This window comes from Lyngbya aestuarii BL J (genome assembly GCF_000478195.2).
GTDB lineage: Bacteria > Cyanobacteriota > Cyanobacteriia > Cyanobacteriales > Microcoleaceae > Capilliphycus > Capilliphycus aestuarii.
Genome location: NZ_AUZM01000020.1, coordinates 38,421 through 54,070, shown reverse-complemented (window position 1 = coordinate 54,070; position 15,650 = coordinate 38,421). Strand labels below are relative to the sequence as shown.

Genomic DNA, 15,650 nt, shown 5'->3' with positions numbered 1-15,650 from the left:
TCACACTTCCCGCTCCTCAAAAGGCGGGGATTCTTCTCACAAAGAACGACTATTAAACCAAGTTGTATCTAAATAATCAATCCTGGCGAGTGGACTCAACGCCGCTAAGACTTGTTCACCATAGCTGCGATGCAAAACTCGACTATCAAACAACGCTACAATCCCTTGACAGTCTCGCACAGGGGCAACAGCCCGTTGTAACTCATTTAAGGCGGTGGGAAGGAGATACAGTCGAAACCAGTCGAGATGATTCTGTTTGTAATAACTGACTCGCCCCGCAACCAGTGGATGTTCTAACGAAGGTAAAGGTAAAGTGGCGATCGCTAACAAATGAGGTGGGGGAAGTTTTCCCTGATGTTGTCGCCAAAATTCCCAACCAGTGACTAAAATTCCTGGCCGATCAACTTTAGTGGTTTCCACCTGGACTCGCGAACCAAACTCTGCTGCAAACACAGCCCCGATCTGAGTTTTTAGGGGTGTATCCTCAATGAGTAACACTGTCAATCCCTCTAGGGTTGCACTCATACAAAGTAAGCCGCGAATTTCCTCAATTAAAGCCGCTTGAAATTTGGGTGTATTGGGGAGTGGAAGGCGTGAGGGAAGATAAAGTTGAATCAGTTGGGAATTGCGATCCGGTGAAAACTTCACACCCGTAATGTCTCCGAGTCCCACTAATTGACGATAAGTCGGGGCAGTTTTCTGCAAGTCTAACGCCCCTCCAATCAACACAACAGGTTGTAACAGCCAAATCTGACTCAAGGATGAACTCACTTCTGCCGGACTACAATACAGGGAAAAAGTGCCTTGTTCTCGATTAACTTTGACCCATCGGAGTTGTTCTGAAGCTTGCCATTGATGCCAAAATTGAGTCCAAGCATCGGGAACCGCAGGGGAGACAGTCTCCACTAAATCTTCGTAGAGTTGCTCTAAAATCGCTTGTTCAGCTTGATCTAATAAATGACAGTGGTGGGGATTAGCAGGACGTTGAAAAATGGCTTGGGTGAGGTTAATTTTTGCCTCGCGGATGATATCTGTGTGTTGGGGTGCTTGTTGGTGGAGTTGTGTCCAATCTTGCGGTTGAATACAGGTGGTTAATTGTTCCCGTGTCCAGGTTTCTAGGTCATCAACTCCATCAATAATTGTGGGAATATTGGGCGGAAACCGTCGGAACCTGCCTAAGCGATCGCTTAACCATTCTTCGGGAGTGGTGAGTAAGATACCCTGAAAGTTGGATTCTTGGGGCCAGCGATCGCCTTGAATAATGGGTTGAGTCAGATGAGCGTCGAGTGCTTGGGACTCAAACAATTGGGGAATTTCTTCTTGTTGGAGTTCTGTTAACAACCACTGGGGGGCAACAATTAAGGCAGGTTCCGACCAAATTAAAACCGGAATGAGATAACTGAAACGATAGGAATGATGGTGACTAACTGGACTCACCCCAGTTTGAATTAAAGCACTACGTCCAAGTCGCAACGCTCGCGCCACTAATCTGGCCATTGTTAAATAGTGAGGCCATGAGATTTGACCTGGCGATTTTCCGACGGAAACACTCCGCGATCGCAGAAAGCTTTGCAGTAAATTATGAGCTTCTACCTCGATCAAGAAAATTAAAGCCTTTGCGAGTTGAGAACTGGAGAACTGATAGGAGCGGATGGTTTAAGTCGGAAATGGGTCTGTGGAGCATCTGAAATCATTTTACACAAGTGACCCCAACTCTATCAATCAACCTTGACTTCTAACTAAGATAATCAAAACTATCGACAAAATCAATCACCTGTTCTCCATCAAAGAGGATGGGTTCGATAAATTTACTCGAGTGATTGTCTCGTTCTCGATCAACAATAGAGGGTTTAAAGCGCTTACCGAAATCGCAATGGGTGTGGACAGTTAACTTTTTTTGACTGGTATTCGTTAAGATCATTTGAGTGGGACGGTGAAAAAAGCTAGGGATTTGTTCAGAGCGAATTGATTTGACCACTTGTTTGAGATCGTGAGCTTTAGAAATCACTTCTCCCATCGCTGCTAAGACTCGAAGTTGGTTCTGATTTTTTTCGCTGCGATCTTGCAAATTGCGAACTAAACTGACAATATTTTTTTGAGTTTTACTGGCATCATCAAAGGGAAAAATTGCCAAGCATCCCATTGAAAACAAATATTCTTCGCGATCAATCCGAAAGGTGATTACGGTGCGTCGGATATCAGTATCAATACTTGGAGGATGTTTGAGAAGTGCATACTCTTTGGCGATGTGATGGTAGGTTTCAGCGAGAACTAGATTGGCTTCAAGATCGAGGGGAGCATCCACAATCACTTGCACAGTGGGCAGAACTTGATTAAAAAACTTTTTGAGGGTTTCGGGGTTAAATTGATAAACCTCGCTATGATCACCATTTGCACTGAGATCAACCCATTCACAGGTAATGTCTTCGGCTTTTAAGTTAAATCGGGGAACTTCGTAGAGTTTGGCTCCGGTTAAGGTGGCGCCGGAAATATCAGCCCCCATCCAATCGGCTTTAATTAAATTGGCTTGGGTTAAATCAACATGAACCAGACTAGCTTTGGCTAAAGTCGCCCGACTGAGATTCGCCCCAGATAAGTTCGCCCCGGATAAGTTGGCCCCGGATAAATCGGCTCCTAACAAATTGGCTCCGCGTAAGTCAGCCCATCGGAGATTGGCTCCACTGAGGTTCGCTTGTCGTAAGTCTGCATAGGTGAGGTTGGTTTGTCGCATCTCGGCGTGGCTAAAATTGGCTTTGGGTAAATTAGCTTTCACCAAATTTGCTCGCCGTAAGTCTGCTCTTTGCAGGTTTGTTGATGCTCCCGACACGCCTCGGAGGTTGGCTCCACTCAGATTGGCTTGAGAAAAGTTGGCTTGTCCGACTCTTGCTTCTCGTAAATCAGCGCCATTAAGATTGGCTTTGGTCAGGTTGGCATTATTGAGTCTGGCTCTAATTAGTTCTGAACGAATGGCTAAGGTTTCGATTAGGATAGCATCGCTCAAATCCGCTCGCACTAAATTGGCAACATTGAGGGTGGCTCGACTGAGATTGGCTCCGGTGAGGTTGGCTTGACTCAATCGACCTACATTGAGATTAGCGCGACTCAAATTAATACCACTCAGATTTGCCCCACTTAAATTGGTAACACACAGGGAGGCATCGCTTAAATTGGCTTGACTTAAGTTAATCCGACTCAAGTTGGCTTCATTGAGATTGATCCCCGTAAAATTCCGTTCCCCTTCTTTGTATCTTTTGACTAAGTTGTAGATTTTTACGAGTTCCTGTGCCATTATCACCCCTGCATCCTGTACGAAATGACTAAAAAGATTGAAGTGTTAGTCTCATTAGAGTTTCTCCTCAACAAGTTAGTATGACATCTCTATTTAGTCTGAGATGAGCAGAAAGTCTGAGAGATTGTCTAATGAGGGAGCCATCATCTCCAAATATTTTTCTTGGGAATATCCCGAGGAGTTCATGAGTTCAGGCACATTGAGTAGGCTTCTTCCAAATTGAGGATGGCTATGAATTTTGAGGGTTCGATTGTGAAAGTTTCGCAGCGTTGTACGAGTGGGAGAGGTAAAGAAAGCTTGGGGACTTTCGGGTTCGGATGGGGATTTGGTGTGTAATTTCAAGTCGCTGATCTGATCGAGTTGTTGCTTGATTTCACTCACCAATTTTCCGATTTGATGGGAGTGCCGAACGCTTAAGCCGATGAACTTCTCTGATCCGAGCATTTGAACCAGATTCCGAATACTTTTTTGAGTAGGATCTGCATCTTTAAACGGAAGAATGACAATATAGGCGGTGGAAAACAGTTGTTCGTCTCTTTCTATCCTAAACGATAAAGTGGTTCGACGAGGACTAACCTCTATACTGGGTGGGCGATTGATGATTGAAGTATGGCTGATGATGTCGCGGTAAGCATCGGCTAAGGCGCAGTGAGCTTCGGCATCGAGTGCCATATCAATGCTAATTTCCACCATGGGGGAGGTGGCGTTAAAAAATTGGTAGGCTTCTTGAGCGCTAAAGCGGAGAACTTTACTGCCATCGCCGTTGGGACTGACATCAACCCAATCACAGGTGATTTCGTCGGCTTTGACTTCAAATCGAGAGACATCGTAGAGTTTAGCTCCGGTGAGGGCGGCTCCGGTGAGTTCGGCTCCTGTCCAGTCGGCCCCCGTCAGGTTGGCTTGGGTGAGATCGGCATGAATTAAATGGGTATATAGTAAGCTAGCATGGCTGAGATCGGCACCATACAAACTGGCTCCACTTAGTCGGGCTTGTTCGAGGTTGACTCCTCTGAGATCGGCTCCGTTTAGATCGGCCCAACGCAAGTTTGCACCTTTGAGATTGGCTCCGCTAAGGTTCGCCTGGGAGAGATTTGCCTGTCGGAGTTCGGCGTTGACGAGATTCGCCCCTCGTAAATCCGCACGGGTGAGATCGGCACCGTGTAAGTTGGTTCCTTCGAGGTTACTGGCGATTAAAACGGCGTCTCGCAGATTGGCACTTTTGAGGTTCGCCTGTCGCAGATCAACTTGTCGTAGGGTGGCTTCTCGCAAATCGGCTTCACTGAGGTTCGCGGCGGTTAAAATGGCATGGCTGAGATCCGCACGGATTAACTCCGAACGGATTAGAGAGGCTTTGATCAGAGTGGCTTGACTGAGATCGGTGCGAATTAGATTGGCAACATTGAGAATTGCGCCCGTCAGGTTGGCTCCGCTGAGGTTGGCTCCGCTTAATTTGGCGACATTTAGTTTGGCTTGGCTGAGGTTCGCTCCTGAGAGATTTGCACCGCTGAGATTGGTAATGCTGAGGACAGCTTGAGAGAAGTTAGCACCGGAGAGATTAGTACGACTGAGATTGGCTTCGCAAAGCAGGATCGCACTAAAATCTCTGATGCCGGATTGATAACTTTGAATTAGTTCTTCGGCATTCATGCCTTCAAGTTTTCCGAATAAAAAACAGGTTTTAATCTAATATCTACTATATCAAAATTTTTTCACTGCCTGCCGGGGAATGGAGATTCTAGATTATTGTTTGATCATTTTGTTTCAACATGAGTTAAATTTAAGCATATCAATCACTATAAAAGCTAAACAGTCTCACATGAATATTGGTCTGGTTGGGTTAGGTTTAATTGGGGGTTCTATCGGGTTAGATTTATGTTCAATTCAACCAAAATTGATACAATTACCAACTAAAAATAATTCCTCAACCGAGCAACCCTATCGGGTTTTAGGGGTGAGTCGTCGTCAAAGCACTTGCCAAAAGGCGATCGCAATGGGTGCTGTTGATGAGGCGAGTGTTGATTTATCTTTGATGGCGAGTGCTGATGTTGTGTTTATTTGTACGCCGATTGGGGCAATTGCTTCTACGCTTGAGGAGTTAATTCCTCATCTTAAACCCACTACTATTATAACTGATGTGGGTTCAGTTAAGCAGCCGATTGTAGAAATACTTTATCAACTTTGGCCCCATTTTGTCGGAGGACATCCAATGGCAGGAACGGCTGAAAGTGGTATAGAAGCTGCTCAAAAAAATTTGTTTTTGGGTAAACCTTATGTGATTACTCCGACTGAAAAAACATCAGAGTTTGAAATACAAATGGTTACTAAGATTGCTGAATTATTGCAAGCAAAAGTTTATCAATGTTCACCACAAGATCATGATCAAGCTGTGGCTTGGATTTCTCATTTACCTGTGACGGTGAGTGCGAGTTTAGTCGCGGCTGTAACCGCAGAAGAAGATGTCAAAGTTCAACAACTGGCTCAACAATTAGCAAGTTCCGGCTTTCGTGATACCAGCCGTGTGGGGGGTGGAAATCCGGAGTTAGGGGTAATGATGGCGCGATATAATCAAAAAGCTTTATTGCGATCTCTACAGGCTTATCGGAGTCGTCTTGATCAATTTATTGACATCATCGAACAAGAAGATTGGCAAACATTAGAACAGCAACTTATTCAAACTCAACAAGAACGTAAAAAGTTTAATTTTTAGCCAAAATCTGGATTCAAAAGTGCAGTCAATCAATCTAAAACAATCAATCTATTTCTGGTTTCTGATTTCATCTAGAGGAGAGAATTAAAAGTTTCAATTCTTTTTCTATCGTCTAGGTAAAAATCATGATTAACCATCAACGAATAGGGTTATTTGTTGAGGAGTTTTTGGGAACCGAGATTGACGATAACTCTAATCATCTCTGATTTTCAGGCTTACTGTCACCCCTTGAGGGGGGGGATTTGGGATCTTTATTTTCTACACTTTTTATTGTGCCTGATTCTTGATTCAATACATCGAACTGTTTATTATCAAGTTCCAATGAATCATCAAGATGATATGCCAGATTACCGACTAAAGAGAAGTTTGTCATCATCATCTCAGTTTGCGGAAAAGCGACTGCTAAAATTGTAATAGTAGTCAAAGTAGATTGCTTTAAAACGTTACTCAGATTCATTGTTTACTCTCACATTGATAGGGTTTCATAGGAGAGCGCCCTGACTTTAAAGTGATCAATAATTTGAAAGTTATTTGTTGTATTTCTAACTTTCCTTTCTATATTTATGTATAACTAATAATCTTTACACAATGCAACAAACTAAAGGATCTTTTACTCAATCTTCAACTTTTCTGGTGTCAGGGTTCTTTTTGTAAAGATTTAGTAAAGTTTTGGGAAGACTGGAATTTAGACTCACTCGTTTTGTTCAGAAAAAGTTCAACAATATAAGCAGAAAGTATTGCGTTGCTGTTTGGCTTTGTAGAGGGCTTTATCTGCTCTACTTACTAATACTTCAAAGCGACTAAAGGGCTGGGGAATTATCGTTGAAATCCCAATACTAACGGTGACAAACTGATTAACCGATGAGCGAGAATGTTCAATCGCTAACTGTTGAATACTATCATGAACATCTTGTGCAATTTGTATTGCGCCTTTAGCTGCTGTATTGGGTAAAAGGATCACAAATTCTTCACCTCCATAACGAGCGACTAAATCGCTAGAACGTTTTAGAGTTTCCTGAATCGCTTTTGCAACTTTTTGCAAACATTCATCTCCAGCTTGATGTCCGTAGGTATCATTATAAAGTTTAAAATGATCAACATCAAGTAATAGCAATGATAATGAATGCTGTTCTCGTTGCGCTCGCTTCCATTCTTGATCTAAATATTGATCAAAATATCGACGGTTAGCAATTTTAGTCAAGCCATCAAGTATTGCTAATTGTTCGAGTTGTTGATAAAGTTCAGATTGTTGAATCGCAATTGCTAATTGATCAGCAACAGCACTGGCTAACTCGATTTCCCAGGTTTGCCAACAGTCATAAGACTTGTTTCTTACTAACCCTAAACTTCCCCAAATGATCGAACTTAAGTGCAAAGGAATCATTAATAAATATCCTGGATAAATACCAGCATATTGATCACAAAAATCAGTTTTTTCCTCAATTTGAAAGATTTCCAAATTTTTGAGCCGAGCTGTAGTTTTATTATTTTGATCTGAAATTTTTAAACCCAATACACTGGGTAAATCTGGAGATTGATGATAATCAGCAACATTACACCAGAGTTTTTCTCCGATCAAATAGCGAGCAATTACAGTTCGTTCGGCTTGAAGTAATTTACACACTTCTTCGGCTGCGGTTGAGAAGACAGTTTGTAAGTCTAAAGAGGTACGAATTGCTTGAATAACTTGATTAAGAGCTTGTTCTCGTTGAGCTTGACGTCGCGTTTGTTCGTAGAGTTGACTTTGAGAAATTGCTATTCCGACTTGAGTTGCGAGTTGTTCGAGTAACTCAGTTTCATGGGTTTTCCATTGTCTCGGTTGAGTACATTGATGAGCAATTAATAATCCCCATAAGTGTTTTCCTTGTAAAATAGGAACAACGAGATTAGCCCTCACTTGAAACTGAGTTAATAAATCTAGATAACATTGACTTAAATGTGCTTGATTAATATCTTCTATGGCTCGAATTCTACCCTGGTTATATTGTTCAATATAGGTTTTTGAAAAGCAAGGATCATAAATATTTGTATTTAAAATTGATAACTCAGGAGTAATGACAGACTCTACAGATACAACACCACTCCAGTCAGGTTTAAAGCGAAAAATAACGGTTCGATCTGCTTGCAAAAGTTGTCTAACTTCTCTGACAGTCGTATTGAGAATTTCATCTAAATCAAGAGATTGACGAATCCGTTGAGCCGTTTTGGTTAATAGTTTTTCTCGTTCAATTTTTTGCTGTAATGTGGTTTCTACCTGAGTACGTCGGGCAATTTCCTGTTGTACTTGTTGATAGAGTTCAGATTGTTGAATCGCAATGGCGACTTGAGTTGTGAGTTGCTTGAGAAAGCTAATTTCTAACGATTTCCACTCTCGGGAATTATTGCAGTTTTGAGCTACTAATAATCCCCATAATTTGCTGTCTTTAACAATAGGAATCCCTAAGTTTGCTCTGACTTTAAATTTTGCTAGTAAGTCAATATAATCGGGATTAAGTTTGGCGGTATAAACATCAGAAACGGCTTGAATCTCTCCTTGCTGATAAAGTTGAATATAGAGTTCTTGAAAAGAGTGATTATCAATCACAATATTGAGCATTGAGATCTCTGTTTCGCCAAGAGATTCGGCAATGACAGTTCCCCCACATTTTTGATTAAACTGATAAATAATCACCCGATCACATTTGAGAAACTCTCGAACTTTGATGACGGTGATATTAAGTTTTTCCTGAAGATTGAGTGATTGATGAATGCGATTTGTTATGGCGATAGTTAATTGTTCTTGTTCGGCTCTATGTCGTAATATTTTTTCAGTATATTTAAGTTCTTCTTCTATTTTAGAAGACTTTTGTTGACGAGTAGAAGTTTTTGTTAGAATCTGGTGATAGGAGAGTTTGAGTTTTTGAATTTTTTGCTTCTGGGATGTACCTCTCAATTTAGAGATTAATCGATGGATGGGATGATGTATTTTGTTTCTGGTTTTAGATTGAAAAGCTTTATTTTTGTTCATGGTTTTTAAGTTAATTGTTAAAAATAATTGGTTAAACTAGAGTTTAAAAATTTAGATGAAATTTTGAAAATAATCCTACCGATCATTTTCCTCACTTCCCCTGCTTCCCTTCGGTAGCAAATATTTAAGTATTTCATATTATTGGTACAATTTCAAGAAACGATAGCGAAAAGCAGATTAAATCTTAAAAAGAGTTTCCAGTCAATGGAATAAAATATAGAGGGTTAGGTCGGAATCGATAAAAAGATGGAAATCCTGATTTTAATTTACCAGAGTTTGAGTTGCATTAGAATATCCTATCTAGAAGAAGATTTAACTTTTATCAAGAAAACTTGATAACATTTTGCTTAATAGGTTAAATAGAAGGTCTGGCTATCTATTAATTTGAATATGCTGATCTTCTATCAGAAATTTATTTGATTAAAGCTAAATCATTTCTGTTTTGAACTCATTGATATCTTTAAGGACTACTCTTTACAGTGTAGCGCCCAGAGGCAGTCGAGTAATAGTCGGATTGATTTTGAGGCGCGAGGCGGGTGTCTCGATCAAAGAAACCCCCGGCGATTGCTGAGGGCTAATGTGTTGTAGAATTTATTCAGGATTCAAAAATGATTATCGGCGGAGTTTAGTCTGAACTCCCCAAACTCCAACTGCTAGCAAACCTAACACAGAAAACGGTTCAGGTACGGTTTTCGGAGGAATCTGTGGGGTAAAAGCGATCCCAATCGGACGGAGTAACTTATCATTAGTCGAAACAAAAACTGCACTGGTATTTCCAGCCGAAGGCAACGGTTCTCCACTAATGCCATCGTAGCGCAGAATTGCTCCAAAATTATTATTGGTAAAGTCAAAACCGACGGTATACAGGATGTTGTTGGGGTCAAAGGTTAAATTTCCGATAAAATTATTACTCGGGATTGTTCCTGTGTAGTTCGTGGGTAAAACACTGACTAAATTACCCGTTTCTAGATCATAGCGGCGAATATCATTGGCAAAATCACTGACAAATAAATCCCCCTCAAACCCCAACGCTAACCCCAATAAACTGACAAACCCAAAACCATCGGGTGAGGGGGTCGGTTCGGCAAATACCATCGAGGTTTGTGTGGTAATATCAAAGCGCAACACCTGGCTGGGAAGACCTGCACTAAAGTCAGCCTCACCATTGGTTGCAACACTCCCCTGAGTCGTCACATAAAGGCTGCCATCGGGCGCAAACAACAAATCATTCGGCCCGTTTAACCCGCCTGGTAGACCGTTACCGGAGGCGAAGACATCAATAAATTCTCCAGCGCTATCAAAACGGAGAATTTCGTCACTCAAAAAACTGCTGACATAGAGGTAGCCATCTGGCCCAAACGCTGCCCCATAGGGCCGTAATAAGCCGTTACCGGCTGCGAAGACATCAATAAATTCTCCGGTCATTCCATCGTAACGGAGGATAGACGAAGTTTCCGGAGTTGTTCCACTGGTAACATAGAGGTTGCCATCGGGGCCAAAATTTAAGTCATCTGGAGAAACCAATCCCCCACTTCCCGGTGTGATAAATTCACCCAAAAATTCGCCCTTCTGTTCATCAAATAGAAGAATATTATTTCCTTCTGTATTCCCGACTAATAAAGCCGCTTGACTCGGTAAAGCGCTCACACCGGGAAAGGCTAAAGCCCCGATCATAGCTGCAATAGAAGCGATACATGGCGTTTTTGTCATTGAGATTCTCAAGTTCTTAAGATTGAATCAATACAGTCAACACTCCCAAATCTGATTGAGAAGGGGGTTTGAGTTCGTACTGTCTCAATATAGAGAGCCTAAACCCCAGAAAACCAGTAGCTTGTGTAAAATCCAAGAGGGGTAGTTGTAAATATTGAATAAATCTCTTGTCGTTGATTGATTGTTCGTGGCTTGACCCCGCGACCCGTCAAAAGATGGCTAATAAGGCTTAAAATACCAGAGAACCCTCTTGAGTCACCTTAACTGTAAATTCGGCAGTCTCATCTCTTGAATTAACTTCTCAACTCGACTGAAGTCTCACCAATACCTGCACCCCACTCAACTTGAACCCTGAGTTTAACCCCTCAAATCCATGAGTACCTCCATTTATCCGGGCCAAATTCTGCGAAACCACTATCACATTATGCGCCAGTTAGGGCATGGTGGATTTGGGCGTACCTACTTAGCAGAAGATCAGCATCGGTTTAACGAACTGTGTGTGTTGAAGGAGTTCGCCCCCCAAGTTCAAGGAAGTTATAGCTTGCAAAAGTCTCAAGAACTCTTTGAACGAGAAGCCCAAATCCTTTATCAACTCCAACATCCCCAAATTCCTTGTTTTCGAGAACTATTCCGCGAAAAAATTAACGGTAAAGGCTATTTATTTGTTGTCCAAGATTATGTTAAAGGTTTAACTTATCGCGAACTGAGCACCCAATATAAAAATCAGGGAACTCGCTTCAGTGAACTTGAAGTCACACAACTGATGTTGCAATTGTTACCTGTGCTGGAATACATTCACTCTCATGGTGTTGTTCATCGCGATATCTCACCCGATAATGTGATTCGTCGTCAGACGGATGGATTACCTGTTTTGATTGATTTTGGCGGGGTCAAACAAATCAAAGCTAAAGTTGATTCTGAGTTGGGTGTGCGTCATCTTCCCCCAACTCCTGCGACTCGTTTGGGAAAAGTCGGTTACGCCCCGGAAGAACAAATGCAGATGGGAATTGTATCTCCTCACAGTGATTTGTATAGTTTGGCGGCGACGGTGGTGGTTTTGTTGACGGGAAAAGAACCTCAACACCTGATTGATAGCTATCATCTTACTTGGAATTGGCGATCGCAAACCTCAGTCAGTCCGAAATTAGCGGCAATTTTAGATAAAATGTTAGCTCACAAGCCGGGCGAGCGCTATTCCCATGCCTCCCAAGTTCTACAAGCACTCAATGATACGCCTATGCTTCCTTCTATTCCCACACAAGCCCCACCGGAGATGGAAATCCGATCATCTCCTGTGTTGACGCAGCCTCCCCCGGTAGAAGCCCAAATTCCCATTCCAATTGCGGCGACTCCCAATACAACGCTGCAAAAAACCTCATATCCAAAGCTGAAGTTTCCGGGGAATTTATCTTCAACTTGGACAACAGTATTGCTAGTGACAATTTCTATGGTTCTTATGGGGGGAGTGGGTTGGATTGGAGGATTTTATTTTATCAATCATCTCTCAAGGTCTAATGATGGTGGATTTAGTGCGATGGGAGAACTCCAACGTCAAGAATATATCCAAAATCGCCGTCAAGAATTGGGGGTCGATTATCGGTATTTTATTGAATTGGTTAATGAAGAATTTTATAATCGTTATCCCTCTCAAAAGGGCAGAATGTTAACTCAAGATCCTGCTGATGCTTCCTGGCGCAAACGATGGGATAAAACGGCTTATGATGTCTTAAATCGGCTCACTGTTATTAGTGATGAATCTCGGAGTCAGTTAGGACAATATAGTGCCGATAATATTAAAAAATGGGCGAAGGAAGTTAATGCGTTAAATTTAAGTAGTCGGGCTTTAGAAGATTTATCTGATGCGCGATTTTTTTACTTGTTTCCTGAACAACCTCGCGGTGAAAATTTAATTGACTTGCCTATCGGTCAGGTTTGGCAAGCGTTAACCGCAGATGAATTAAAGATGTTACAACAAGGGCAGAATTTAAAAGAAGTTCAATTTGATGAAAATGCCAGTCGAAAAGTGCTGCAAGGTATCTTACAACCGGGAGAAGGGAAAGCTTTTGTTGCGTGGTTAAAACGTCAGCAAAATTTACGGATTAAGTTAGAAGTTCCTCAGAAATCTACTTTTCTTTCTCTCTATACTCCGAGTCGTCGAAAAAACGCTAAGATTATTATCGAAGATGCTCGACTTCAGAGTTGGTCAGGACAATTAGAAGATACAGGTTACTATGAAATTATTGTGGTTTCTGATGCTAAAGATCCTATAAATTATGAGTTGATTCTTGAAGTTGAATAATGTTAGAGAACCTTAAAATGCCGATCTATCAAGCGAAATACATTGGTCAAAATCGACGATTTTTTGATCAAGATATGTGGTAATTAGCGCGACCACTATCTAACGATACAACTAAATCGCTGTAACAACACTAAGGTCTGGTTTTAAAACTAACGAGCATGGAGGGACTCGAACCCCCGACCCTCAGAACCGGAATCTGATGCTCTATCCACTGAGCTACATACCCATATATTAGTAAACTATAGCATAATTTCAATGTCTTGGGAAACATTAGATTCAAAACATTAGATTAAATTCATGGATGCCATTCACATTCGCCAAATTCGCTGCTATGGTTACACGGGCTATTTACCGGAAGAACAAACGCTAGGTCAGTGGTTTGAGGTCGATCTAACCTTGGGGTTAGATTTAACAAAATCCGGACAAAGCGATGCCATTGAAGATACATTAGACTATCGAGAAGCGATCGCTATTGTCGAGAAACAGATCAAAACCTGTAAATTTGCCTTAGTAGAACGCTTGGCGAGTGAAATTGCTCAAGCGTTGTTACAACAGCCTCTTGTTCAACAAGTTAGAGTCCAACTGACCAAACCCAATCCTCCCATTCCTGATTTTGGGGGACAAATCCAAATTGATATTACCCGAACCCGAGGTTAACCGGGTTTTGGATAGCGTTTAGGCTAGACTGGCGACCCAGGGAGATTATGGATTCGGGGACTCTAACAGTTTAGAGATTTCAGCTTGAATTCTTTGCCTAAATTGAGGATCACTTTGTTGACGAAGGGTAATCTCGTTAAATCGAGTCAACGTTAAACCCCTAGCCTCAATAATTTGCTTCGCTTGATCACAATAGCTAACAGCGAGTTGGGGTGCATTTCCAGGAAGGGCGTTAATACTACTGGGTTGGTCACAAACAATCCGAGGAACTTCCCCCATGACTTTTTTAATCTCATTAAACACCTGATGTCTTCTCGATTCTAGTGCGAGAACCACACGAGCATAATTGGTGATTTCTTCATTGGTGAAATTAGGATTGGCTTGAGCGTGAACCGCACTTAAACCTAAGCGAGGAGATTGCTCGCTCAGAGTCGGAGTCAACCCACTCAGCAAGCTAACAATAGAAAGAAGACTAACGCCTACAGCTTTTGAGAGGACTTGAGAGAAGGAACGAGAGAACAGTTGAGTGTGAGTATTCATAGTGAATGCGCTATAGCAAATGGATACATAAAGTGATCAAAATCAAGTCGGTTAGTTTCCAGAGGGTTGTTGAAGTTGCAGCAATGCTCCCTGAATTCGTTGTTGAAGTTGAGCATTGGTTTGTTGTTGACGGGTAATTTCGTTGAATCTCGAAACGGTCAGATTGTTATCTTCTATCATTTTTTTGGCGTGAGAGCAGTAATTAGTTGCTAACACCCGAACATCTTGGTTCAAGCGGTTGAGACTGCGCGTTTCGCTACAAACCACCATCGGCACCGTATCACCAACAATTTGTCGAATTTCGTCGTATGTCTGTTGACGTTTGGGTTCAATGGCTAGTACCGCACGAGCATAGTTGACAATTTCCCCATCACTGAATTCCTGACGAGACTGAGCCGATGCAGTCTGAGTCAGGGTTGTAGACGGTAGCATCGTCAGATCGGGGACAATTCCAGCGATCGCCGCTATCATAGAACAAACACTGACCAGGATGGATGTGCGAAGTTTCGAGTTGATGTGCAGATCAATGGGATTGCGGAAAAGTTTGGTCATTTAATTACAGTCTCCAAGCTGAGAAACTTATTGCTACTCACAACAGATGGCAAGCTCAGTAATTTTGAGTCTTTCTAACGGTAAGAAGTTCCTCAAGGCACAAACCTAGCTAATCTAAAGGGTCATCAGTCGCATCGTGCCTAGTGGAAATTATATCTTGACTCACGGAGTCTTCACAGTCCACCCCTGACGTATTATCTGTGAATGGTTCAGAGAATTTTGAGCATTTCTTGACATCAGTGAGGAGTTGTAGCAGATTTCTCCTTTCTTACCCTGAGTCTATGGTTAACATAAGTAATTAAACTGAGTAACCCGATAGAGTCAGATTGTAGATCGTGTAAGGAGAATGATGTTGTGAATGCAGCCGAACAAGCAAATAACGTTGAAGTCGCGAGCAAAATTGCATCTGTCGTCAATTTATTCAAAGCCCAGTTTCCCGATATTCGAGTGGATCTCAAACCTTGGATGAATGATCCCGATACACGAGAATGGGTTGATCCAGACTCGATTGACATTGGCTTCCATTTTCCGGGAAGAAGTCGTTTGATGCAGAGTCGCTCTATTTTGATTCAAATTCGCTTCTATCAAGATCCCTTAGAAGGATATCGGCGAGCGATTGGGGTTGAAGCAGCCGGATATGATCATACCGGACAACAATGGAAAGTCTCAACGGTGGACAAGTGGAGTTTTGAAGGGACAACTCAACCGAAGCCTGAATCAGCGGCGCGACTAAAATCATTTTGTCGTCAGGTTTTAGATTTGTTTAACCAGACCCATTAAACCTCATACTTTCATAGAGTATCACAGATTAATTCTAGGTATTTGTAGGAGTGAAAAATGCACAAAAATTCATCGTCTTTGCTCAGAATCGGGATCACGATTGTAAGTC

12 protein-coding genes and 1 tRNA gene are annotated in these 15,650 nt (G+C 41.9%); 4 read left to right on the top strand and 9 right to left on the bottom strand.

Annotated elements, in window-relative coordinates:
- Window positions 1-36 precede the first annotated feature (36 nt).
- The 3 genes from M595_RS10765 to M595_RS10755 form a co-directional block, all read right to left on the bottom strand.
- Window positions 37-1,602, bottom strand: a complete 1,566-nt coding sequence (locus M595_RS10765) for an ATP-dependent DNA helicase (RefSeq protein ID WP_023066256.1) — start codon at window positions 1,600-1,602, stop codon at window positions 37-39.
- A gap of 133 nt (window positions 1,603-1,735) precedes the next feature.
- Window positions 1,736-3,289 carry a pentapeptide repeat-containing protein gene (locus M595_RS10760; RefSeq protein WP_023066247.1) on the bottom strand — a complete coding sequence of 518 codons (1,554 nt, stop codon included), beginning with the start codon at window positions 3,287-3,289 and terminating at the stop codon, window positions 1,736-1,738.
- Window positions 3,290-3,382: 93 nt separating this feature from the next.
- Window positions 3,383-4,936 (bottom strand): pentapeptide repeat-containing protein, encoded by a 1,554-nt coding sequence (locus M595_RS10755; RefSeq protein WP_023066235.1) that lies wholly within the window; start codon window positions 4,934-4,936, stop codon window positions 3,383-3,385.
- A gap of 169 nt (window positions 4,937-5,105) precedes the next feature.
- Here M595_RS10755 and M595_RS10750 point away from each other — a divergent pair, with 169 nt between their 5' ends.
- Window positions 5,106-5,996: a prephenate/arogenate dehydrogenase gene (locus M595_RS10750; protein WP_023066238.1), complete on the top strand. Its 891-nt coding sequence runs from the start codon at window positions 5,106-5,108 to the stop codon at window positions 5,994-5,996.
- A gap of 196 nt (window positions 5,997-6,192) precedes the next feature.
- Here M595_RS10750 and M595_RS10745 read toward each other — a convergent pair whose 3' ends face one another.
- The 3 genes from M595_RS10745 to M595_RS10735 all read right to left on the bottom strand — a co-directional run bounded on the left by M595_RS10745 (window position 6,193) and on the right by M595_RS10735 (window position 10,713).
- Window positions 6,193-6,453: a hypothetical protein gene (locus M595_RS10745; RefSeq protein WP_040483933.1), complete on the bottom strand. Its 261-nt coding sequence runs from the start codon at window positions 6,451-6,453 to the stop codon at window positions 6,193-6,195.
- Window positions 6,454-6,711: 258 nt separating this feature from the next.
- Window positions 6,712-9,003 carry a GAF domain-containing protein gene (locus M595_RS10740; protein WP_023066265.1) on the bottom strand — a complete coding sequence of 764 codons (2,292 nt, stop codon included), beginning with the start codon at window positions 9,001-9,003 and terminating at the stop codon, window positions 6,712-6,714.
- Between the two features lie 612 nt (window positions 9,004-9,615).
- On the bottom strand, window positions 9,616-10,713 hold the full coding sequence (locus M595_RS10735) for a Vgb family protein (protein ID WP_040483932.1): 1,098 nt from the start codon (window positions 10,711-10,713) through the stop codon (window positions 9,616-9,618).
- A 373-nt stretch (window positions 10,714-11,086) separates the two neighbouring features.
- Between M595_RS10735 and M595_RS10730 the strand changes: the two genes are divergently transcribed.
- Window positions 11,087-13,012 (top strand): serine/threonine-protein kinase, encoded by a 1,926-nt coding sequence (locus M595_RS10730; protein ID WP_040483931.1) that lies wholly within the window; start codon window positions 11,087-11,089, stop codon window positions 13,010-13,012.
- A 153-nt stretch (window positions 13,013-13,165) separates the two neighbouring features.
- Here M595_RS10730 and M595_RS10725 read toward each other — a convergent pair.
- A tRNA-Arg gene (locus tag M595_RS10725) sits at window positions 13,166-13,238 on the bottom strand.
- Between the two features lie 71 nt (window positions 13,239-13,309).
- On the opposite strand from M595_RS10725, the gene folB reads away from it, so the two are divergent.
- Window positions 13,310-13,669 carry a dihydroneopterin aldolase gene (folB, locus tag M595_RS10720; RefSeq protein WP_023066274.1) on the top strand — a complete coding sequence of 120 codons (360 nt, stop codon included), beginning with the start codon at window positions 13,310-13,312 and terminating at the stop codon, window positions 13,667-13,669.
- Between the two features lie 45 nt (window positions 13,670-13,714).
- On the opposite strand, the gene M595_RS10715 is transcribed toward folB, so the two are convergent.
- Both M595_RS10715 and M595_RS10710 read right to left on the bottom strand, forming a co-directional pair.
- Window positions 13,715-14,209, bottom strand: a complete 495-nt coding sequence (locus M595_RS10715; RefSeq protein ID WP_023066269.1) for a DUF4168 domain-containing protein — start codon at window positions 14,207-14,209, stop codon at window positions 13,715-13,717.
- Window positions 14,210-14,260: 51 nt separating this feature from the next.
- Window positions 14,261-14,761: a DUF4168 domain-containing protein gene (locus M595_RS10710; RefSeq protein WP_040483930.1), complete on the bottom strand. Its 501-nt coding sequence runs from the start codon at window positions 14,759-14,761 to the stop codon at window positions 14,261-14,263.
- A gap of 354 nt (window positions 14,762-15,115) precedes the next feature.
- On the opposite strand from M595_RS10710, the gene M595_RS10705 reads away from it, so the two are divergent.
- The gene (locus M595_RS10705) at window positions 15,116-15,541 is read left to right on the top strand and encodes a Tery_1686 family protein (protein ID WP_023066204.1); all 426 of its coding nucleotides are present in this window, start codon (window positions 15,116-15,118) and stop codon (window positions 15,539-15,541) included.
- The last annotated feature ends 109 nt before the right edge of the window (window positions 15,542-15,650 follow it).